A 21,912-nucleotide genomic window follows, 5' to 3' on the forward strand; every position below is an offset into this window, starting at 1 on the left:
GTTCTTGTCGTATTCTCCATGCACTATTGATTGGCGCACATCGATTTTCGCCGAATTTGCCGCAAAACGTTTTTAACGCTTGTTCACAGTTTATTCATCGAATCTTAACAGTCGTTGGTCATCATAGTCTGGCAGTGCTCGGCCTCTGCGGCGAATCGTAGTGTGGTCGGGGATTTCGAAGTATCTGTGACAATTTTCAGAGGGAAGCACCCACAATGATCCGCTGCCGGAACTTCTTTTTGGTCGCCGCTTTGGCGCTGACCGCACCGCTTGCCGCTTCGGCGCAAGTTCAAGTCGACGAAAACCTGCCGTCTTACAAGCCGGTTCAGGGAGTCAACGGAAACATCAGCAGCATGGGTTCCGATACGATGAACAACCTGATGACCTTGTGGGCGGAAGGTTTCCAGAAGTTCTACCCAGGCGTCACGATCGAAATCGAAGGCAAGGGTTCTTCGACCGCTCCGGCCGCGCTGACCAAAGGGACCGCGACGTTTGGCCCGATGAGCCGCCCGATGAAAGAAGATGAAATCGACGCCTTCGAAAAGGCCTATGGTTACAAGCCGACGCAGCTGGGCACTTCGATCGACATGCTGGCGGTCTTCGTTCACAAAGACAACCCAATCAAGGGCTTGTCGTTGGAACAACTGGACGCCGTCTTTTCCAGCACTCGCAAGGGTGGCGGCAAAGCCGATATCACCACTTGGGGTCAGCTTGGTTTGGAAGGGGCTTGGGCCAATCGCGCGATCAGTCTGTATGGTCGTAACTCGGCCTCAGGCACCTACGGCTACTTCAAAGAAAACGCGCTGTTCAAAGGGGATTACAAAACCTCGGTGAAAGAACAGCCGGGCAGCTCGGCGGTGATCCAAGGGGTCGCCAACGATCAGGCTGGTATCGGCTATAGCGGCATCGGCTACAAAACCGCCGCCGTCCGCGTCGTGCCGCTGTCGAAGACGGGGACCGATTACGTCGAACCGTCGATGGAAACGGTCAGCAGCTACCCGTTGTCGCGCTTCCTGTATCTCAGCGTCAACCACAAGCCGGGCAGCCAGCTTGACCCGCTTCGTCTTGAGTTCATCAAGTACATCTTCAGCAAAGAAGGTCAAGAAGCGGTTGTGAAAGATGGCTACTTGCCGCTCAACGCCAAAGTCGCGACGCGTCAACTTGAGATGATCCTCAAGAAGTAGTCGCGCAGCTTGCGAATGTTTACCGCGTCGCCCTTGCGCTATGCAGGGGTGACGCGTTTTTTCTTTTCCCGCGTCTCGATAGTAACGAGACTCTCGCCGGATTAGCCCACCCCATGTCGCAAGACGATAAGAGTTTCTCCGGCCGCCGACGTCGCATGAAGACGCGTTGGACGGTCGCCGCCGCCGACGTACTGTCGGAGTTCGTGATTACCGTTGGCGGAATTGGTACGATCGTCGCCGTTTTGGCGGTGTTCGTTGTCCTGGTTGCGCGTGTCGCTCCACTAGGATTGCCTGCTTCTCTTTCGGGCGAAGTGACGCGTGAAACGCATTGGGGAGCAACCAAGCCGGTTCACCTGGCGGTCGATGAGTACCAATCGATCGGTTGGGTGTTGTTTGATGACGGGCGCCTCGAAACGTTTCGCGTGGATAACGGTGAAAAACTTGGCGAGCGTCAGCTTTTCCAAGACAAACAACTCTCGGCCATTTCCACGTCGGTAGGACGTGGCGGTCTGCTGCTTGGTTTTCTGGATGGTTCGATTCAGTTTGCCGACATCCATTTTGCGACCACCTTTATCGACGTCGTCGACGCCCCCGAGCAATTTCATGGAATGAAGCCTGGCGAGCGAGCGACCTATCAGCCGGAAGAGAACGAGACCGGCGTCTTGGAGCTTACGTCGCAGGGACAGTATCGAGTGCAGTTGCTCGAATCGAGCGTGCTCGATCCGGTTCAGGTGACGGACAAAGCGATCTTGATGCTGGACCATGTGCCCGAAGCGGCTAGCGGCGGCAATCAGGTCAGCATCTCGAAAGACGATCGCAAGTACGTTTGCTTTGCGGCCGACGGCAAGTTGCGTTACGGCACGCTGAAGGAGGAAGAAGATTTTCTGACCGGCGATGTGACGCTGAAAAACGAAACGATCGAGTTGGAGATCGCCGACATTCAAGGCGAACGCCCGCAGTTTCTACTGCAAACCGCCCGCGGCAACGACATCTTGCTGGCTTGGAAGTCGGGCCAGATGGTCCGGTTTGTTCGCGAAAGCGCGGAGGATGGATCAGGCTATCATCTGAATCCGGCCGAGAAGGTCGACCTGCTTCCTGATACTGACGCACAGTTAACCGTCTGCGACTTTATCTTGGGACGCGAGACCGTTTTTGTCGGCGATAGCCAAGGGGGCGCAAGCGGCTGGTTTTTGGTTCGCGGCGCCGAGACGGAAGAACCAGAGTTGCAAGCCCGCAAAACCAGCGACGGTTTTACCCTGGCGCGCGTGCATGTGCTGCAACCGGCGCCTGGCGAGAAGATCAATTCAATGCGCGCGTCGGAACGTAGCCGCATGTTGGTCGTCGGTTACGAGTCGGGTCGTTTTCGCGTCTACCAAATGACGACCGAACGACTCGTGCTCGATCGCCATCTGCCGAAGGACGCTCCGGTAATCGGCGCGATGATCACGCCGAAAGATAACGGCTTGTTGGTCGAATCGGGCGAAGGAATATATCTTTGGGACTTTGATCCGCGACATCCTGAAATTACGGTTGCAGCGGCGATTATGCCGGTCTGGTACGAAGGTTATCCGAAGCCGCGTCAGATCTGGCAAAGCTCGTCGGCCGGCGTCGAACCAGAAATGAAATTGGGGCTCTACCCGCTGATCTCCGGTACGCTGAAGGCGACGTTCTACTCGATGTTGTTCGGCGCTCCGATCGCGCTGCTGGCGGCGATTTATACCAGCGAGTTCACGACGCACAAAGTTCGCGCCGTCGTCAAACCGACGGTCGAGATGATGGCGAGCCTGCCGAGCGTCGTTCTCGGATTTCTGGCGGCGATCGTGTTCGCTCCGATCGTGGAGTCGTTTTTGGCCTTCTTTTTAACGACGGTTGTCGTCGTGCCGCTCACCTTTATTTTGGCGGCCATGATGTGGCAATTGTTGCCGCGGCGGATCGGCTTGATCCTCGAGTCATGGCGTCTCTGGTTCATGGTTCCGGCGCTGCTGCTGGGACTGGCCGTTTCGTATCTGCTGGGACCGCTGGTCGAGCAGATCGCCTTCGACGGCAATGTGAAGCTGTGGCTTGACGGGCGGGGATCAGGCGTCGTCGGCTGGTTGATGATGTTGTTACCGTTGGGCGGGATGTTCGCTTTCTTTTTGAACGGCGCCTTTATTAACCCTTATTTGCGAGCCAGGGCGCTGCAGTGGAATCGATCGCAGTTCGCCCTGTTAAGCCTGGTTAAATTCGCCGCGCTGGTGCTGCTGACGTTCGGCTTCGCCTGGTTGCTCTCGTCGGCGCTCTATTGGCTGCCGACGCTGTTTGGCGCTGAAGTCTGGGATCCGCGCGGCACGTTCATTGATAGTTACGCCCAGCGCAACTCGTTTGTCGTCGGCTTTGTGATGGGGTTTGCCGTGATTCCGATCATCTACACCATCGCGGATGACGCGTTGGCGACCGTGCCGAAACATCTTCGCTCAGCGTCGCTCGGCTGCGGAGCGACTCCCTGGCAAACGACCGTACGCGTGGTGATTCCGACTGCAATGAGCGGGCTCTTCTCGGCATTGATGATCGGTTTGGGACGCGTGGTTGGCGAGACGATGATCGTGCTAATGGCCGGCGGCAACACGCCGGTGACCGATTGGAATATCTTTAGCGGCTTCCGGACGCTGAGCGCGACGATTGCGATTGAACTGCCGGAAGCGGTGGAGAACAGCACCCACTTTCGCATGTTGTTTGCAGCGGCCTTGGTGCTGTTCGTCATCACCTTTTTGATTAATACCGCGGCCGAAATTGTGCGGCTGCGTTTCCGTAAACGAGCTTATCAACTATGACCTCGCCTGCTGACAACGACGCTGCCGCCGCGCCGCGGGAGAAACGAGGGCACGTTTCCAAACCGGGCCTTTCGCTCCTCGCGCAGGGCGAGCCCATGGTCTGGCTAACCGGCGGTTCGCTGGCCCTTTGTTTACTGATGATCTTCGGCCTGCTGTCGCTGGTCATCTACAACGGCATGCGCACCTTCTGGCCGGGACAGCTCTACCAGGTCGAAACCGTCGACGGGGCGATCTACTTGGGGGAAGAGGCCGGCGTCGAAAAATTTGATCTGACCGAGCAATTGATCAACTCGTTTCCGCCCGAACTGGCGAAGGCCCGCGAGATCTCTCAGCAGAAGTTTGAAGCGGCGGGCAGCGTTCCGTTTGAAGTGGAGCGGCGCCAATATCGGACCGGCAACTTCGATATTATCTCCAACTTCGATCGCGAAGGAACGCACTACCATACCGTCACCGAATTTGAGATGGTCTCGCCCGAAGCGACGCTGCCCGAGTGGGCGATGGTGATCGAGCGGCTATCGTGGGGACGTTTCTACGGCATGCCGGTTGAGTTCAAGATGTCGTATCAGCGACCGATCTCGGCCGAAGAAGAACAACTAGCCGATATCGTCCAGCAACTGCAAAGCAACTCGTACCGCATCACGGACGCCGATCAAGCGGCGCAGCTCAAAGAAGCGCTCGCGCCGGTCGAAGCGGAGCTTACCAAGGTTCGGGCCGCGAATATTGACGCCTTCGTCGCTGAAAACAAATCGCTCGCCGGCGAGTTGCGGGCCAAATTGAAGTCGGGCGAAGAAAAGCCGCTGGCCGACGTGAAATCGGATGAGCAAAACGTCATAAGCATCGTTCAGGCGACTGTCGGACCGGAAGAAGCTTGGGACAAATTTAACGAGTTTCATGACGAAGTCATTAGTCGTTCTGCGCGTCGCAAAGAGATCGAAGAGTTTGAAGTTGGTGAAGTCAACAGCGAAGAAGAAACGGCGCGATTGGAATTACGTGATGAAGAGATCGCCCATCCCGGCGTCTTTATCGTGGAGTTGGCGAATGAGTTAGCTCGGCTACAAGGGCAAGTCGCAGTTCTCGACGCGATCGGCGAAAAGAACCAGGCGGTATTGCGACAGATCGAAAAGCGATATGGCGCCGATTCGCCGCTGAGCAAGTTTGCTCAGAAAATCACGCAAGGTTTGGCGACCGACCTGGTCGAGCAGCAGACGCAACCGAAAACGCGGATCGCGGAGATCAAACAGTTGGTCAACGCGATGCCGGAATCAACGCAAGCGGCGGTCGAGAGTTTCCTCCGAATTCGCCAGGAATCGACCGAACGTACCGTCAAGCTGCAGGATCGTATTCGGCAACTCAACGACGAGAACGCGCGCTACGTGCTGCATATGCAGACCGCACAAAAGATCGACAAAGATATCCCGCTGTCAGAGATCGTCCGGGCCTTTCCCGCCAACCGACTGGGCATCGCTGGCAAGCTGGGAGTTTACATGTCGCGTTGGGGCGAGTTTCTGATGGATGACCCGCGCGAAGCGAACTCGGAAGGGGGCGTTTTTCCGGCGATCTGGGGAACCGTCGCGATGACGATGATCATGTCGATCCTGGTCGTGCCGTTTGGCGTATTGGCCGCGCTTTATCTGCGCGAGTTCGCCAAGCCGGGGCCAATTGTCAGCGCCATTCGCATTAGCATCAACAATCTTGCCGGCGTGCCGAGTATCGTTTTCGGCGTGTTCGGTTTCGCTTTTTTGATTGGCAACGTCGGGCGCTACATTGACGGTGGTCCAAAAAACGCCGACCTGCCGGTGATGTCGTCGGGAAGTTGGTATCTGTTGTTGGGCGTCTTAGCGGCGACTGCGTGCGGCGCTTTTATGATGTCGATGTATGCGGTTGGCAATCGGCGTCAATTGACCGGCCGTCGCAATCAATGGCTCGGCAAATTCGCGCTGCTGTTGTGGGTCGCCGCGACGGTTGCATTTTTAGTCGCTTTGGCGACCACGCCTGAATTCAACGGCTTTTTTACGTCGCATTTGCCCAACCCGGTGTTTGGCAAAGGTTGTTTGGCGTGGGCCAGCATTACGCTCGCGTTGTTGACGTTGCCGGTGGTGATCGTCGCGACCGAAGAGTCACTGGCCGCAGTCCCCAACTCGCTGCGGGAAGGCTCGTATGGATGCGGCGCCAGCAAATGGCAAACCATCTGGCGAATCGTTCTGCCGCACGCATTACCGGGAATCATGACCGGCATGATTTTGGCCATGGCGCGCGGCGCCGGCGAAGTTGCGCCGCTGATGCTGGTCGGCGTATTAAAACTCGCGCCGGAATTGCCGGTTGATTTTACGCCGCCGTTTTTGCATTTTGATCGCAGTTTTATGCATCTTGGTTTTCACATCTACGACCTTGGTTTTCAGAGTCAGAATAGTGAAGCCGCCAAGCCGATGGTTTACACCACGACATTGTTGTTGATCGGCGTGATCGCCTTATTGAACTTGTCGGCGATTTGGCTTCGTGCTCGCTTGCGACGGCGATTCCAGCCGGGGCAGTTCTAACCAATCCAGCAGAGATCAGACGGCACGATGACGACGCAACGCGAAATTGAGAATATCCCTCAGACGAGAAACAGCGTGAACGAGACTTCCCCTGCACAGCAGCCCGCCGAAGAGCGTCAGAACCGCTTGGAAATGATCGCCCAAGGGCATGAGTTCGACTCGGTTATTCACGATTCGGTGAAACGCGAAGATTGCGTGCTTGAGATCAAAAACTTCAACCTGTGGTATGGCGAGAAGCAAGCGCTGTTCAATGTCAACATGCCGGTTCCCAAGGGCCAAGTGACGGCGCTGGTGGGACCATCCGGTTGCGGCAAGTCGACGCTGTTGCGTTGCGTCAACCGGATGAACGACTTGATCGATACCGTCCGCATCCAGGGAGACATCGTCCTCAACGGCGATTCAATCTGTGACGCCGGCGTCGATGTGATCGAACTGCGGAAGCGAATGGGAATGGTTTTTCAAAAGCCGAATCCCTTTCCGATGAGCATTTTTGAAAACGTCGTCTACCCGCTGCGCATCGACGGCGAGCGAAATCGGGGAGTCCTGGAAGGGGTTTGCGAACATAGCCTCAAAGGCGCCGCGATCTGGGACGAAGTCAAAGATCGACTGCACGAGAGCGGGCTGAGTCTCTCTGGCGGACAGCAGCAGCGGTTGTGCATCGCGCGGGCGATCGCCAGCGAGCCGGAAGTGCTGTTGCTGGACGAACCATGCTCGGCGCTCGATCCGATCGCGACCAGCAAGATCGAAGACTTGATTCGCGAACTGCGCGGCGAGTACTCGATCTTGATCGTGACGCACAACATGCAACAAGCGTCGCGGATCAGCGACTACACCGCGTTCATGTATCTAGGGCGTTTGGTTGAGTTCGGTCCGACCGTCGACATTTTCACCAATCCCAAACTGACCGAAACCAACGCCTACGTCACCGGCCGCTTCGGCTAACGGAACGTATCCAATTTCCCATCACCGCCATTTACGTACGCACCGATTTCAGGGGAACATGATGTCTCGATTCATTGGCGCCTTCGTTTGTCTCGCTTTGATTTTCGGATCGATCGTTCCGGCCGCCGCCGCTGAACGTCGATCGGAGGAGCATCAGCAGTTTGCCAAAGACTTCTGGAGCTACCTGAGCGGCAAGTACGAGAAGTGGGATGTCTTACCGCAGGCGCCTGCCGCGGCGCCGGCTCCGCAAGTCGCCGGCGAGTCCAAAGCGTACGCCAATCCCGTCGCCCTGCAAAACATCAACCAGCCCGGCTACGGATCGATTATCGTGGTCGAACATCTGCAAGATGGCGACATCATCGGCGTGACCGCGTGCTATCGAGCGAAAGCAGGAATCGATTCCAAGCAAAACGATTGGTATTGGCTCTACTATCTTCCCACAGGCGAAGTGGTGAAAACATCGGCCGACAAAGCCGCATTCGATAAGCCTGGCTACGTCACCTTTGAAGAGGATGGCCGCTTGTGGGTGTTTGGCCTGACGAACGCTAGTCTGGCCAACTTTTTGACTGCCGGCGAACCGGCGAAGCAAGTCATTCGCCCCGGCGTCGGTCCGTCAGGCATGACAGTGAAGTCGGATGAAATGGAAACGATTCTTGGCTATCTCGCCGCCAAGCCGGGGTTTGTTACGGCGATCGAAGATGGACGCGTCTGGGTTTTGCGTGAGGGGAGCGAAGCCGCCGACCAGTTTCTCACCGCAGGCGAGCCGGCCAAGCAGGTGATTCGACCAGGCGTAGGGCCGCTGGGAGTCACTTTGAAATCGGACGACGCCGCAACGATCGCCGCATATCAATACGGAAAACCAGGCTTTGAAGCCGCCGTCGACGCCGATGGCCGCGTATGGGTCTTTCCGGCCGACGGAGACGCCTGGAAAGAGTTTCGTGAGCAAGGAGAACCGGCCGCCCACGTCACGAAAATTGGGGTCGGCCCGCAGCGCGAGACGCTCAAAACGCGCGACGCCGGCGTGATCGAAGCCTATCTAGTCGCTCAGCCGGGTTACGTGACAAAGATTGTCGATGGCCGCTTGTGGGTATTGCGAGCCGATTGTGCCGAGCTGAAGGAATTCGCCGGCAACTCGGATCTCGCCAAGCATGTCACGAAGATAGGAGCGGGACCGCTGGGAATGACCGTCAAAAGTCCCGACGCTGAAACGATTGATTCGTACATGCGGAACTTTCGCTAACGGCCAGCTTGACGCTCCCTGCGATCGCAACGCAAACAAGGATTGAAATTCAATGTCGGTTCATTTTGAAAAGCAGATTGACCAGCTTCGCCGCCAATTGTTGACGCTCGGCTCGATGGTCGAAGATCACGTCATGTTGGCGATTCGAGCCGCCGAAGAGCAAAATCGTGACCTTGCCCAGGAAGCGGTCAATCGCGACGACGATGTTGACGCGATGCAAATGGCGATCGCGGAAGAGTCGCTGCACCTGGTGGCGCTGTTTCAACCGGTCGCCTCCGATCTGCGATTTGTGATCACGGTGCAAACCGTGATCAACGAACTTGAGCGAATCGGCGATCAGGCGCACGACATCGGCCAAGGGGTCCTGCGTCTGCTCGATTCGGGCGCCCATTTTGATCTGCCGCCGCTGTTGCAACAGTCGAAAGAAGCTTCGGTCGAGATGCTGCGGCAAAGTCTTGATGCGCTGCTGGATCGCGACGCGAGCAAAGCACGCGCGATCATCGCGGCCGACGATAAGGTCGATGAATTGCATCGCAGTATGTACGACTGGTTTAAGAACGGCGCTCGCCAGCGGCCTGATGATCTTGATTGGATGATGGAGATGCTGACGATTTCGCGGCACGTCGAACGGATCGCCGATCATGCGACGAACATCGCCGAAACGGTCGTCTACCTGGTCGAGGGTGAGTTGGTGCGCCGCGGCGGCGACCGAGCGCCTTAAGAGCGCTGCTGGCGGCAGATTGTACATTTTCGTTCCTTCTGGTCACTCCATCGCAACGCCTTCACGATGAACAACCGGCTTGTGCTCATTATCGGTCGTCCAGGCAGGCTCAGCGCCGCCTTGGCTGATAACTTGCGGCAATCGGGCTGCGAAGTGCGAACAGCTGTCGATTCGGAGGATGGTCTGGAGCAGGCGATCACCCATTCGCCTGATATTGTGTTGGTCGGCCATCATTCGCCAGAGTCGTTTGATATGTGCCGCCGCATCAGCAGTCGAATGCGGCCTGAGCAATTGCCGGCGTTTCTGGTGACGCCGGGCGTTGGTCAAACTGACGGTGTCGACGATGAGACGCAGTCGATCGATTCTCTGCTGGCGGAGACGCTGGCGCTCGACCTGTTGGCGCAAGGACTAAAGACGCTTCTCAGTCGGGCACGCCAGGCAGGGCAGGATGACGTGATCCTTGAGCAGCATGGATTGCGACTCGATCGAACTCGCTACACGGCCGAACTTCGGGGAGTATCGATCGGCGCGACGCCGACGGAATTTCGTTTACTTTGGACGCTGATGGCCAAGCCGGGCCATGTCTTTTCCCGGCATGATCTCTTTGACGCTAGTCGAACGGAGCACGAAGGAGAACCTTCGACGCAGTCTCGAGCGATCGATGTTCACATCAAAACCATCCGTCGAAAGCTGGCGGAACAAGCAAATCTTATAGAGACTATTCGGGGGGTGGGGTATCGGTTTCGAGAGCCCGTTTGGGGCGTCGCCCCATTTGAGTAGAAAGTTATACGCTGTAAGTGCCGATATAGAAAGAGTTTTCGCGTTGTTTCGACTTAATGAAAAGTTGGTCGCTAGGTATTAAATTTTCTCAAGAGTCTCCTTGAACCGGGTGGAATAGTCGTTCTCCAAATGGGTAGGTTGCGTCGGGTCTTAACTTGGCGACAATAAGTTCCTGCGATCTTTCCCAGCTTCGCGGACGAGGGTTCTTTGGATCCCGAGTCTAAGAAGGGACGACGCCGCTAGCTCTGCTATCATACCGATAGCGACCAGCGGTGATTCTGGCGTCAACGAAGATGCCAGCGTGTGTGAAACGGATTTCCACTGCCGCGGATTTTACGCTTCGCCACGACGGTTTCAGGAGGGACGAAGTTCGACATGGTAGTTTGGAAATTGGCTGGTATGACCTTAGCCCAAAAACGAGATGAGCTGCGCCAGGAACTACGGACTCGCTTTATCGAGCCGGAAGAGTTCTGCGAGCTGGCTGTTTCAAGCCGCAAACTAGTACGCAGCGATGTCAGCGCCGCGTCGGTCAAAGGGCTCTATAGCCCTGATGACAATCTGTATTACTTTGTTGAGGAAGAACGCCTTGACAACTTCCGTACTGCACGGGTCCTTGATAGCCAGCCGCTGCAGATCGCCTAACGGCAGTTTGCAACTGGTTTGCTGCTTGCTTTCTGTCGTCGGCACTGTCGCTGAAGGGCCGTGTCGCAGCTATTTTTGTTGCTAGTGCAAGCTTCGATACGTTCTCATTGCAAAATAAAAAAAGCCGCACGGGACTTTGCCCGAGGCGGCTTTCCTTTTGCGCTTCTAGCGATCGACTTACGGATTGTCGGCTTCGGCGTCGGTTTCGTCGAAGTGAGCCTCGGGAGCGTGCGAGCCTCGCGGGATTCGCACGTTGTCGACCAGTTGCTGAATCTCTTCCGGCGGCGCCGGAGTCAGCCGGCTGACGACCAACGTCACCACAAAGTTCAGCATGCAGCCCACGGCTCCAATCGACTCGGGCGAGATTCCGCCTTCGGTCCAATTGGCGAATATCGGCGTGATCAGCGGCTCGCTGAACAGGAACGGCAGGATCACGTTCGCCTTACAGGCCAAAATATAGCCGCCGGTGAAGACGATTCCGGTGATCATGCCGCAGATCGCTCCTTCGCGATTCGTCCGACGATCAAAGATCCCCAGGAAGATGATCGGGAAGAAGCTCGCCGCGGCTAGTCCGAATGCGAAAGCGACGACTTCGCCGATAAAACCAGGTTTGATGATCCCAAAGTATCCAGCGACGACGATGGCCCCCAAAATCATGATGCGACCGACAAGCAACCGCTTCGCTTCCGACGCGTGGGGGTCGACAAAGTGGATATACAAGTCGTGAGCCATCGAGCTGGAGATCACCAACAGCAGACCAGCGGCCGTACTTAACGCCGCCGCCAAACCGCCGGTCGCGACAATCGCGACGATCCAGCCTGGGAGGCCGGCGACTTCAGGAGTCGCCAGCACCAGGATATCTTTGTCGATGGTCGCTTCGGCGAAGGTGTCCCCATCTTTCTGGAGCGAGATCACGCCGTCTCCGTCTTTGTCATCAAAGACGATCAGGTCGGTGATTTGCCAAGAGTTGATCCAGTGGATCGGCGTCTCGGTTCCATCTTCACCGACCGCCGCCAAATGGTAGATCTGCGTGCCGGTCTTTTCGCCGTCTTCGTTTTCGCCTTCGTCAATGCTGACGATCTTGGCGCCGTTAAGCGTGCTGAGCAGGTTGTAACGAGCGAACAGGGCCATCGTCGGCGCCGCCGTGTAAAGCAGCGCGATAAACAACAGCGCCCAACCGGCGCTAAACCGAGCTGCCCGGACGTTGGCGACCGTATAAAAGCGGACGATCACGTGCGGCAAGCCGGCGGTGCCGGTCATCAGCGCGAACATCGTGAGAAAGACGTTCAATTGCGAGCGATTGGTGAACGGCTTCGTATAGGCCTCAAAACCAAGCTCGGCGTGCAGCGCATCGACCCGCTCGTGAATATCGCCGGTCATAAAGCCGATCTGCGGAACGTAATGTCCGGTCAGCATCTTCGATAGCGCGATCGAGGGAATCAAAAACGCCGCGATCAGGATGAAAAATTGGGCGACCTGCGTCCAGGTAATTCCCTTCATTCCTCCCAGCACGGCGAAGAAGGCGACGATCACCATGCCGATCACGACCCCCACTTCGACCTGCACCGCCAGGAAGTGCGAGAAGACCAGTCCGACGCCGCGCATCTGTCCGGCGACGTAGGTGATCGAAACGAAGACCGCACACAACGCCGCGACGACGCGAGCGGTCTCGCTGTAATAACGTTTGCCCACAAAGTCGGGCACCGTGTATTGGCCAAACTTGCGTAAATACGGAGCCAGCAGCAGCGCCAACAGCACGTAACCGCCGGTCCAGCCCAGCAGATAGACCGTGCCGTCATAGCCGCTGGCGGCGATCAGGCCGGTCATTGAGAGGAACGACGCCGCACTCATCCAGTCGGCCGCCGTCGCAGCGCCGTTGGCGATCGCCGGCACTCCGCCGCCGGCGACATAAAACTCGCTGGTCTCTTTCACACGGCTTTTCCAGCCGATGTAGAGATAGATGAAAAACGTGATCGTGACAAAGATGTATGTCCAGACGGCGCCAGACAGCTCGACAAAGCCAAGCAGAGGGGGGAAGTCATACATAGTGCGGCCTATTCCTTTACCCCGTACTTCTTATCGAGTTGATCCATGATCAACGCGTAAGCGAAGACCAGCACGACAAAGACGTACATCGCGCCTTGGTGGCCAAACCAGAAGCCCACCGGCAGACTGCCGATATGCCAGGCGTTTAGCTGCTCGACAAAGAAGACCGAACAGCCGAAAGAGACGACTGCCCAGATGATCATCATGATCACAATGACGACCAGATTGGCGCGCCAGTAAGCAATATTGGGGCGCGCAACAGCGGCCGGAGGTTGTTCATCAGAGGGGGCTGACATGCGTAATCCTAAACGACAAGAAATTCAGAGACTTTTTGAATTTGCGCCGTCTAGGGGAATCGAAGAGCCGCCCTGTGTCAAGTAGCGGGGCCGTTTTCGGGCGAAAAGGGGTGAAGTGTTGCTGCAAGAAAGAATCAAAGGAAAGTGTTGGATAAGCGTCCTTACCTGATTGGTCTCTAGCAGCAACTCAGCTCCGTTCTAGCGTCACTTGTCCAATGATCGCCCAGATTGCGACGAACGCAATTCCGAGCCAAGCATGGAGAATATCGATAGGCATTGCGTCTCCAACCGTAGTGGTCAGCGTTAGCCCATCCGTGTCCGAACTTCACCCGTCCGTGGCAGAAGATGGTATCGACACGGACCGACTCGCTTTTCGCGAAAAAGATCGCGCGACGTTACAGCCGTGATAGCATGCGTGCCAAGACCAGGCGGCGACGGTTCTCCATCCGCTACAGCTTCTGCTCTGTGGGACGAGTCGTTTCGGTCGTAATGGATGTAGCGGACGACCGTTAAAAAAGGACGCCCCCATCGGAGGCGTCCTGCTTCGCGTTTTCGTGCCGCTGCGCTGATTTACTTCTCGTCCAGCAATTCGACCGCCGCAAACTGTTGACCTTCCAGCATCGCCAGACTCGCGCCGCCGCCGGTCGAGACGTGCGAAACCTGATCGGCGAAACCGAGTTGGGCCACCGCCGCCGCGCTGTCGCCGCCGCCGATGATGCTGATCGAATCGCTGTCGGCGATCGCTTGCGCGACCGCTTTGGTCCCTTCGTCAAACGGCGGCATCTCGAACACGCCCATCGGGCCGTTCCAGACGACGGTTTTCGAGTTCTTCACCAGATCGGCGTAAATCTTGGCAGTCTCCGGTCCGATGTCCAAACCTTCAAAGCCATCCGGAATCTCGCCCGCTTTGACCACCACCTTATTGCAGCTGCTCTTAAAGTCGTCGCCGCAGTGGGTGTCGACCGGCAGCACCAGCTTGTCGCCGCCAGCGGCGATCAGCTCTTTGGCAAGATCCACTTTGTCCTTCTCGACCAGGCTGCCCCCCACTTTGCCTCCTTGGGCCAACGAGAAGGTGTAGGCCATCGCGCCGCCGATCAGCACCTTGTCACAGATCCCCAGCAGGTTTTTGATCACCATGATCTTGTCCGAAACTTTAGCGCCGCCCAGAATCGCCACAAACGGGCGCTCTGGGCTCTTGATCGCGTCGGTCAAATACTTGATCTCTTTGTCGACCAGGTAACCGACCACTTTCGGTTTGTCTCCCATCGCTTTCGGCACGGCGACCATCGAAGCGTCGGTGCGGTGGCAAGTTCCGAACGCGTCGTTGCAGTAGATGTCGGCCAGCGCGGCCAGCTTGCCGGCGAACTCGGCGTCCCCCTTCTTCTCCCCTTTTTCAAAGCGGAGGTTTTCCAGCACCAGCACGTCGCCATCGGTCAGTGCGCCCGCTTTGGCGACAGCGTCTGCGCCGACCGTATCGGTTGCAAATGCGACCGGTTTGCCCAGCAGTCCGGCCAATGCTTCAGCCGCCGGCTTCAGACTGTACTTCGAGTTATCGGCGCCCGGTTCGGGGCGCCCTAGATGGCTCATCAAAATCACGCGTCCGCCGCGGTCCACAACCGACTTGATTGACGGCAGCGCCATCTCCACACGGCGAGCGTCGGTCACTTTACCGGCGTCATCCAACGGAACGTTGAAGTCGACACGCATCAGAACGGTTTTGCCAGCGACGTCGACGTCGGCGATTGATTTTTTGGCCATAGAGCTTCTCTCGTAACGGGGGTGGAATCTTGGGGGGCGAATCAACGCCCTAGTTGCGCAATTTATCACTCGCGAAACCGCCACTTTACCCGCGCTCGCCAAGCGAGGAAAGCGGCCGCTGTTTGCGTGCAACTGGCAACGAAAAAAGCTCACCTAATGCGGGAAAAACTTCCCGCCTGCCGAGATTGCGGAATCCGTCTTGTCGACGGAATGCGGCAACCGTCACAATAGCCCGAGTGCGTTTTGAAGTTGCGACTTTTCGAACCAAGCGAACACCAGCCAGAGGCGCAAGCCGATGGAATGCGGCAGGACATTTCGGATAGGACCGGACCGCATCGCATTTTTTCGAGTCGAAACCTGGGACAGGACAGGCCCTCTGGTTTTTCGGATCAAAACCTTGGACTGGACCGGACTGCTGTTTTTTCGGATCGAAACCTTGGACTGGACCGCTGTTTTCTCGGACTGAAACCTTGGACCGGACTGCACTATGGGAATGTCTAATCAAGATAGGACCAACAACATCGCTCGTCATTCTTGATTAGACATTCGTTCTTAGAAATTAGTCATTCACCCTCTCCTTGGACTGGACCGCACCACGTCGTTTTTTCTGGGGGGACCATCGGGTCTGATAGCGACCAAGAGATCTCTCCCACTGCGCGCAGCGCGATCGCAAGGTCGCCATGGTACGCGACCAGGAATTGGGAGCCGAGCGCGCAGCAACAAACTTCCATCCCTGCTGTTTTTAGGAAGAGTGAAAGTGTTGGCGGCACGCCCGCAGTAATGTTTGCCGTTGCAAAATGTGTTACAAGATAGTAACGAAAGAGTGAATTTTTGTCAAGTCTTGATGCCAGACCAGAAGCAGCCGATCACTTGGTGTCACCGCTTTGAAGGCATGCTCTTCTCACGAAGACGCGATAAGAGCTCGGGCGCCGGTGCGTAATTCAAATCTCAAAAAGCTTACCCAATCTGGGATAAACCTCTCACCTGCCGATATAGTGGAGGCGCACCGAGAATTTCCGTTCTTTGTTGAACCCCAGAACTCTGATGTCTCTCTCGCAGCAACCGCCGCTTCCGCCGGATGAAGAGGGAGAGAATTGGGAGCCAACGCAGCCTGTCGTGCCAGAGTCGTCGGCTTCGCCAGTTCGCTATTCCCGGGCGCGGTTGATCCTAGCCGTCGCGCTGGCTCCGCTTCCGCTATGGTTGATTGATCCGAAGCAATCGCTTAGCGGCGTCAGTGCGTGTAGGTCAGGCCTTGGCCTGACGACGCGACGGTCAAAAGTCAGGCCAAGGCCTGACTTTTGAAGTTGCGCAATTTCCCGGTTGGCCGCGATAGCTCCGCTATCGGGGCGGCGCAGCCGTAAGAGGCATTGGTTCCTGGTAAGCAGTTCGAGGCCATTTCGCCATTTTAAACGGCGCGGCAACCACCGCTGTCAGGTCCGACCACGGCTCGATGCCTCCTACGGAACACTAGCCCGCCAGCGCCAGCGAGGGAATGCGGCTGGCCACTTCAAACCGTGTTAGGATCGCCCACCCTATTCCCTCGCTTGCGCAACGGGCTAGTGTTCTGTCAAACCGCTATTTTCGGCTTCCACGAAATCAGCCGCACGGCGTTAGCCGCGGTTTCTGTTACCAATTGTCTTTCGCAAATGAGTTCCCATCAGAAACCGGTGCTAACGCACTACGGCTAATAAAATCATGGCGCCTGAAAATTGTCGCGTGACGGAACACTAGCCCGCCAGCGCCAGCGAGGGAATGCGGCTGGCCACTTCAAACCGTGTTAGGATCGCCCACCCTATTCCCTCGCTTGCGCAGCGGGCTAGTGTTCTGTCAAACCGCTATTTTCGGCTTCCACGAAATCAGCCGCACGGCGTTAGCCGCGGTTTCTGTCACTAATTGTCTTTCGCAAATGAGTTCCCACCAGAAACCGGTGCTAACGCACTACGGCTAATAAGAACATGGCGCCCGAAAATTGTCGCGTGACGCAACACTAGCCCGCCAGCGCCAGCGAGGGAAATGCGGCTGGATACTTCAAACCGTGTTAGGATCGCCCGCCCTATTCCCTCGCTTGCGCTGGCGGGCTAGTGTTTGCTTGGTTCGAAATAGCGCAATCTCAAAACTCGCGTAGCGGGCTAAGAAGCAAGACGCTCGGTCGTACGCCTTCGAAAGCAAAAAAGGTGCGTCCAGACGCACCTTGCCAACTCTTCTCCGCTTTCCGCTTTCCCGTTTCCGCTTTTCTTCCCTTACCCGCACTCGCGGCAATGTCCTTTGAGCAGCACTTCGGTGATGTCAGTGTAGGTCTTCTTATTGGTCGCTTTCAGCTTGATGTCGACATCATCCATGCAGGTCACTTTGCCGCAGGTGACGCACATAAAGTGAGGGTGTTCGGTCCCTTCGTCTTGTGATTCACCGCGGCGAAACTCAAATCGCCAGGTATGGTCGCCAACGTCGAAGCGAGAGAGGAGACCCGCTTCGGCCAGTTCGACCAGGCTGCGATAGATCGTCGATTTGTCGTAGCCGTGCGCGTCTAATTCTTCGGCGACTTCGGCGTGCGACAGCGGCGTGGTGGCGGACGAAAGATATTGCAGCACGCTCAAGCGACACGATGTTCCGCGCAGACCTGCGCCGCGGACCATCTCGCGAGCTTCGCTCATGGTGATTTCGGTGATCTTCGCCACGGTTGTCGTCCTTCTGATACTTCTCAATGGATAATCGTCGAATGTTTACTTTTGATTGGATTTGAGCAGCCGCAAACTGTTGGCGATCACGAGCAGCGAGACGCCGGTGTCGGCGATGATCGCCAGCCACAGGTTGGTCATACCGAAAATCGCCAGCAGTACAAAAATGGCCTTCACGCAAAGCGCGAACGCGATGTTGAATTGAATCATCTGCAAAGTCCGCCGCGCCAGGCCGACCAGCCAGGGGAGCTTGTTGATCTCGTCGGACATCAGCGCGATGTCGGCCGTTTCGATCGCGGCGTCGGCGCCGATCGCCCCCATGGCGATGCCGACATCGGCGGCCGCGAGCGCTGGCCCGTCGTTAACGCCGTCGCCGATCATCGCGATCACCCCTACGCCGCGCAGCTGACGAACCGCGGCGATCTTGTCTTGCGGAAGTTGCTCGCCGCGCCAACTGTCAACGCCGACCTCGGCGGCCACTTGTTGGACCGCCGCGTTGTTGTCGCCGGAGATCACCGCGACATCTTTCACGCCCAGCTTGTGCAGTTGGGCGATCACGTCGGCGGCGCCGGCTCGAATTTGGTCGCCGAGCACGATCAGCCCGAGCAACTCTTGTTCTCTGCCGACCACGACCAGCGAACCAATTCCGACGGAACTCGCGGCGGTTTGCAGTGGTTCCTGATCGTTGAGTCGCTCGCGCGCCATTGCAGGGCTGCCGACCCAAGCCGGCGCGCCATCGACGCCGCCGCTGGCGCCGCGGCCTGCGATCTCGACAAAGTCGTTCGGTTCGACCAGCGTCAGGCCGCGCTCTTTGGCTGCTTGAACAATTGCCGTCGCCAGGGGGTGATTGCTTTGTTGCTCGAGCGAAGCGGCGATTCGCAGCACTTCACTTTCGTCGTAGCCGTTTTGGGCGGCGACTTGCGTCACGGCAGGGACGCCGGTGGTGATCGTGCCGGTCTTATCCATCGCCAACACGTCGACGCGGCCGAAGGTTTCCAACGCCAGGCCTCCTTTGATCAGCACGCCGTTGCGCGCCGCGGCGGTCAAGCCGCAGATGATGCTGACCGGCGTCGCGATCACCAAAGCGCAAGGACACGCGATCACCAGCAAGATCAAGCCGTTGTAGAACCATTCGGTCGCCAGGGCCCAGGTCAACTCTTGGGTCATGCCCAATACCAGCGTCGGCAAAATCATCACCGCCGCGGCCAGGATCATCATCAACGGCGTGTAGTAAGCCGAGAATTTTTCGACCCATTGTTGGCTGGGAGCGCGTTGTTTGTGCGCGTCGTCGATCATCTTGGCGATGCGATCGAGCATCGTGTCGCCGGCGGCGTGCGTCACTTCAAACTGAAACGACGAGCCGCCGTTGATCGTGCCGGCGTAGATTTCGTCGCCGACGTTCTTTTCGACAGGGATCGATTCGCCGGTGACCGGCGCTTGATTGATTGCCGGCGAACCGGAAGTGATCACGCCGTCCAACGGCGCTCGTTCGCCCGGTTTCACCAGGCAGATTTGTCCGACGTTGATTTCGGCGAGCGGTTTCTCTTTCCAGTCGTCGCTGCAACAGCGGACATGCGCCGTCGGCGGCGTTTGCGTCATCAGGTCCGAAATCGAGCGCCGCGCTCGGGCGATGCTCCATTGTTCCAGCAGTAGCGAGAGCGAAAACAGAAACGCGACCATCGCCGCTTCAAAAAAGTCGGTCAGCAGACATGCGCCGAGAATCGCAACGCACATCAAGACGTTCATATCGGCGCGAAAGTGTCGCGCCGACATCAGCGCCTTGGGAGCGACATACCAAGCGCCGCTGATTGCGCCGAGCAGATAGAGCGCGGCGACGATGTAAGAGGTAAAGGGAATCGCTTCGGCAGGAAATAGTTCTCCTTCCAACGCCGCCAATAAGCTGCCTGCGGTGACCGCATGCATGACAAATCCGGCGATGATAAAGAGGGCCGCCACCGCCGTGGCGATCTCTTTGCCGCGCGTCAGGCTCGCTTGTTGAACGTCGCTTTGTCCCCCTTTGCGAAACGGCTTGGCGGTCATCCCCAAGTTGACGACGGCGTCGACCAGTTGCTCGTAGGTTAAATGGCGATCGTCATAGGCGACGTCCATTCGTCCGCTGAGGACGTCAAAGTCGAGTTGCTCGATCCCGGCGACCGGCTCGAGGCCGACGCGCAGTTGGCGCACTTCTTCGGCGCAGTCGAGTTCGGGGACATGCAGGCTGACCCGTTGGAGCGCGACGTCGGGGATTTGCTGCGTGCTCATGAGGATTCCTCGGCGTGCGCCAGCGCGTTGATCACCAAAGCGGCGATATGGTCGTCATCCAGTTGATAATAGACGTGTTTCCCTTCGCGGCGAGCGCGAACGATCCGCTCTTGCTTCAACCGCTTTAGACGCTGCGAAACGGCTGGCAAACTGTCGTTGACCAGCTCGGCCAATTGCGAAACGCACAATTCACGATGAATTAATAATGCGGCCAGATGCAGCCGAGCCGGATCTCCCAACGCATGAAAGAGGGACGCGGCGCTGATGCGCGCCTGATCATCCTGGACCAAGTCCTCGGTATCTTCCGCGATATTTTCGTTGGGGAGGGTTGCCATGCGCCGCCATAATTCAACAATTCATGAACTGTTTAAGTGAATTATGGAACGAAAACGGCCCAGGTCAAACCCCGGGAACGAACGATTCGCACATTCGCTACGTTTTGATAAGCTGAGGGATTACTTGCACTCGAAGCGTTCACGAAGAAACGAGAGGATATCCGATGTTGCGGAAGTTGAAGCGGAGCATGTGGTTGGGGAGCTTGATCCTAGCGCTGATGGCGATCAGTTGGCTGCCGGCGACACATGCCGACGAAGCGGAAGCGCCGATCGCCCCCCCCACGGCCGCCGAAAAAGCGGCGGAAGAAAAGGTGGCCCCAACTGTCGAAACCAAGCCTGCAGCAGAGATGCCGGCCAAAGAAGAAGAGGCCGAAGAAGCGAAGCCGGCGCCTGTGCCGGGCGAAAAGTCGGCTGCGTTTGTCAAAAAGTTTGGTGAGTGGAAGACGCTGTTGGCCAAGCTGCGCGGCCTGCAGGAAGACTATCGCCTAGCCGATGAAGATGAGTTGGTCGCGATTCATAAAGAGTATGACGAGACCCTCGATCAAGGCGAAAAGATGATGGCCGAGATCAAGCAGTCTGCAGTCGCGGCGTTTGAAGAAGCGCCCGGCGTGAATAACGATGCGATCAACTTCATGATCTTGAGCGGTCATGACGCGCAAAAGAAAGATAAGAACGACGAAGCGTATCGAATCGGTCGCTCGCTGATCGACAATGGGATTGAGAATGGCCCGATTTATTCGATGACGATTCGCTCTGCATTTGGCGCCGATCGGTTTGACGAAGCGGTCGAAGTGCTGGAAAAGGCGGCGGAGCTTAAGAAGACGACTGGCGACAAAGATTTTGCTCCTAGTGAAGAAGCCCTGGGCGAAGCGCGAGCTGCGACGGTCTATCGCGACTACTGGAAGAAAGAGCAAGAGATTCGCGCCCAAGAAGCGGAAGCGGATGACCTGCCGCGCGTTCGTCTGACGACCGAAAAGGGCGATATCGTAGTAGAGCTTTATGAGAACGAAGCGCCGCAAACGGTCGCCAATTTCATCTCCCTAGTGAAGAAAGGCTTCTACAACGGGCTCTCGTTTCATCGCGTGCTAGAAAACTTTATGGCCCAAGGGGGCGATCCCAAGGGAGATGGCACCGGCGGTCCCGGCTACAACATTTTCTGTGAATGCTATAAGCCAAATTTTCGCCGTCACTTTAGCGGTACGCTGAGCATGGCGCACGCTGGACGAGATACCGGAGGGTCGCAATTCTTTCTCACGTTCCGGCCGACGCCGGGGCTCGATGGCAAGCATACGGCGTTTGGCCGCGTGATCGAAGGGATGGACGTGTTGACCGATATTCAGCGTCGCGATCCCGAGGCGCTCGACGCGGCGACGCCGGACAAGATCATCAAGGCCGAAGTGATACGCGATCGAGGGCACGACTATAAGCCGACAATGGTGAAGTAGTTTCCCTTAAAATTTGCTAGCATGACGAAAAGTGGCCGTAACAGAACCCTGTTGCGGCCTTTTTTTGCATTTTTCGGGCATATTTTCCATTTCGTGCGCCAAAACGGTTGCCCTGAATCGATCTCATGGCGGTTTCATTTGTATCTTTTCAGCGTGCTTTGAGCTGAAATTGGGCATTTTTTGACATGGTCTAACCCATTGTGATTTCAGAGTTTGCGATCGATTTATGCGCGTAGTGG

Annotated in this window: 15 protein-coding genes; 9 read left to right on the forward strand and 6 right to left on the reverse strand. The window is 57.0% G+C overall.

Annotated elements, in window-relative coordinates; genetic code table 11:
* The first annotated feature begins 215 nt into the window (after positions 1-215).
* The 8 genes from M4951_RS02905 to M4951_RS02940 all read left to right on the forward strand — a co-directional run bounded on the left by M4951_RS02905 (position 216) and on the right by M4951_RS02940 (position 10,856).
* Complete coding sequence (locus M4951_RS02905) at positions 216-1,184, forward strand: PstS family phosphate ABC transporter substrate-binding protein (protein WP_262024988.1); 969 nt, start codon at positions 216-218, stop codon at positions 1,182-1,184.
* A gap of 113 nt (positions 1,185-1,297) precedes the next feature.
* Positions 1,298-3,994 carry an ABC transporter permease subunit gene (locus M4951_RS02910; protein ID WP_262024989.1) on the forward strand — a complete coding sequence of 899 codons (2,697 nt, stop codon included), beginning with the start codon at positions 1,298-1,300 and terminating at the stop codon, positions 3,992-3,994.
* Positions 3,991-6,531 (forward strand): phosphate ABC transporter permease PstA, encoded by a 2,541-nt coding sequence (locus tag M4951_RS02915; RefSeq protein ID WP_262024990.1) that lies wholly within the window; start codon positions 3,991-3,993, stop codon positions 6,529-6,531. The genes M4951_RS02910 and M4951_RS02915 overlap by 4 nt, the downstream gene beginning before the upstream one ends.
* Positions 6,532-6,663: 132 nt before the next feature.
* The gene (pstB, locus tag M4951_RS02920) at positions 6,664-7,473 is read left to right on the forward strand and encodes a phosphate ABC transporter ATP-binding protein PstB (protein WP_410050427.1); all 810 of its coding nucleotides are present in this window, start codon (positions 6,664-6,666) and stop codon (positions 7,471-7,473) included.
* A gap of 58 nt (positions 7,474-7,531) precedes the next feature.
* Positions 7,532-8,713, forward strand: coding sequence for a hypothetical protein (locus M4951_RS02925; RefSeq protein ID WP_262024992.1), 1,182 nt, complete (start codon positions 7,532-7,534; stop codon positions 8,711-8,713).
* Between the two features lie 52 nt (positions 8,714-8,765).
* The gene (gene phoU, locus M4951_RS02930; RefSeq protein ID WP_262024993.1) at positions 8,766-9,434 is read left to right on the forward strand and encodes a phosphate signaling complex protein PhoU; all 669 of its coding nucleotides are present in this window, start codon (positions 8,766-8,768) and stop codon (positions 9,432-9,434) included.
* A gap of 66 nt (positions 9,435-9,500) precedes the next feature.
* Positions 9,501-10,214, forward strand: a complete 714-nt coding sequence (locus tag M4951_RS02935; RefSeq protein WP_262024994.1) for a response regulator transcription factor — start codon at positions 9,501-9,503, stop codon at positions 10,212-10,214.
* Between the two features lie 399 nt (positions 10,215-10,613).
* A complete protein-coding gene (locus M4951_RS02940; RefSeq protein ID WP_040351631.1) occupies positions 10,614-10,856 on the forward strand; it encodes a hypothetical protein in 243 nt (80 codons plus the stop codon).
* Positions 10,857-11,033: 177 nt separating this feature from the next.
* Here M4951_RS02940 and M4951_RS02945 read toward each other — a convergent pair whose 3' ends face one another.
* From M4951_RS02945 to M4951_RS02970, 6 genes are all read right to left on the reverse strand, one after another.
* A complete protein-coding gene (locus M4951_RS02945) occupies positions 11,034-12,902 on the reverse strand; it encodes a sodium:solute symporter family protein (RefSeq protein ID WP_262024995.1) in 1,869 nt (622 codons plus the stop codon).
* 8 nt (positions 12,903-12,910) lie between these two features.
* A complete protein-coding gene (locus M4951_RS02950; RefSeq protein WP_262024996.1) occupies positions 12,911-13,198 on the reverse strand; it encodes a DUF4212 domain-containing protein in 288 nt (95 codons plus the stop codon).
* 570 nt (positions 13,199-13,768) lie between these two features.
* Entirely contained in the window at positions 13,769-14,956 is a 1,188-nt protein-coding gene (locus tag M4951_RS02955) for a phosphoglycerate kinase (protein ID WP_262024997.1), read from the reverse strand.
* A gap of 2,240 nt (positions 14,957-17,196) precedes the next feature.
* Positions 17,197-17,631: a Fur family transcriptional regulator gene (locus tag M4951_RS02960; protein ID WP_262024998.1), complete on the reverse strand. Its 435-nt coding sequence runs from the start codon at positions 17,629-17,631 to the stop codon at positions 17,197-17,199.
* 45 nt (positions 17,632-17,676) lie between these two features.
* Entirely contained in the window at positions 17,677-19,893 is a 2,217-nt protein-coding gene (locus M4951_RS02965; RefSeq protein WP_262024999.1) for a heavy metal translocating P-type ATPase, read from the reverse strand.
* A complete protein-coding gene (locus tag M4951_RS02970; RefSeq protein WP_262025000.1) occupies positions 19,890-20,228 on the reverse strand; it encodes an ArsR/SmtB family transcription factor in 339 nt (112 codons plus the stop codon). The genes M4951_RS02965 and M4951_RS02970 overlap by 4 nt, the downstream gene beginning before the upstream one ends.
* Before the next feature lie 164 nt (positions 20,229-20,392).
* Between M4951_RS02970 and M4951_RS02975 the strand changes: the two genes are divergently transcribed.
* A complete protein-coding gene (locus M4951_RS02975; protein ID WP_262025001.1) occupies positions 20,393-21,673 on the forward strand; it encodes a peptidylprolyl isomerase in 1,281 nt (426 codons plus the stop codon).
* Positions 21,674-21,912: the final 239 nt, after the last annotated feature.

This window comes from Blastopirellula sp. J2-11, assembly GCF_024584705.1.
Taxonomy (GTDB): Bacteria; Planctomycetota; Planctomycetia; order Pirellulales; family Pirellulaceae; genus Blastopirellula.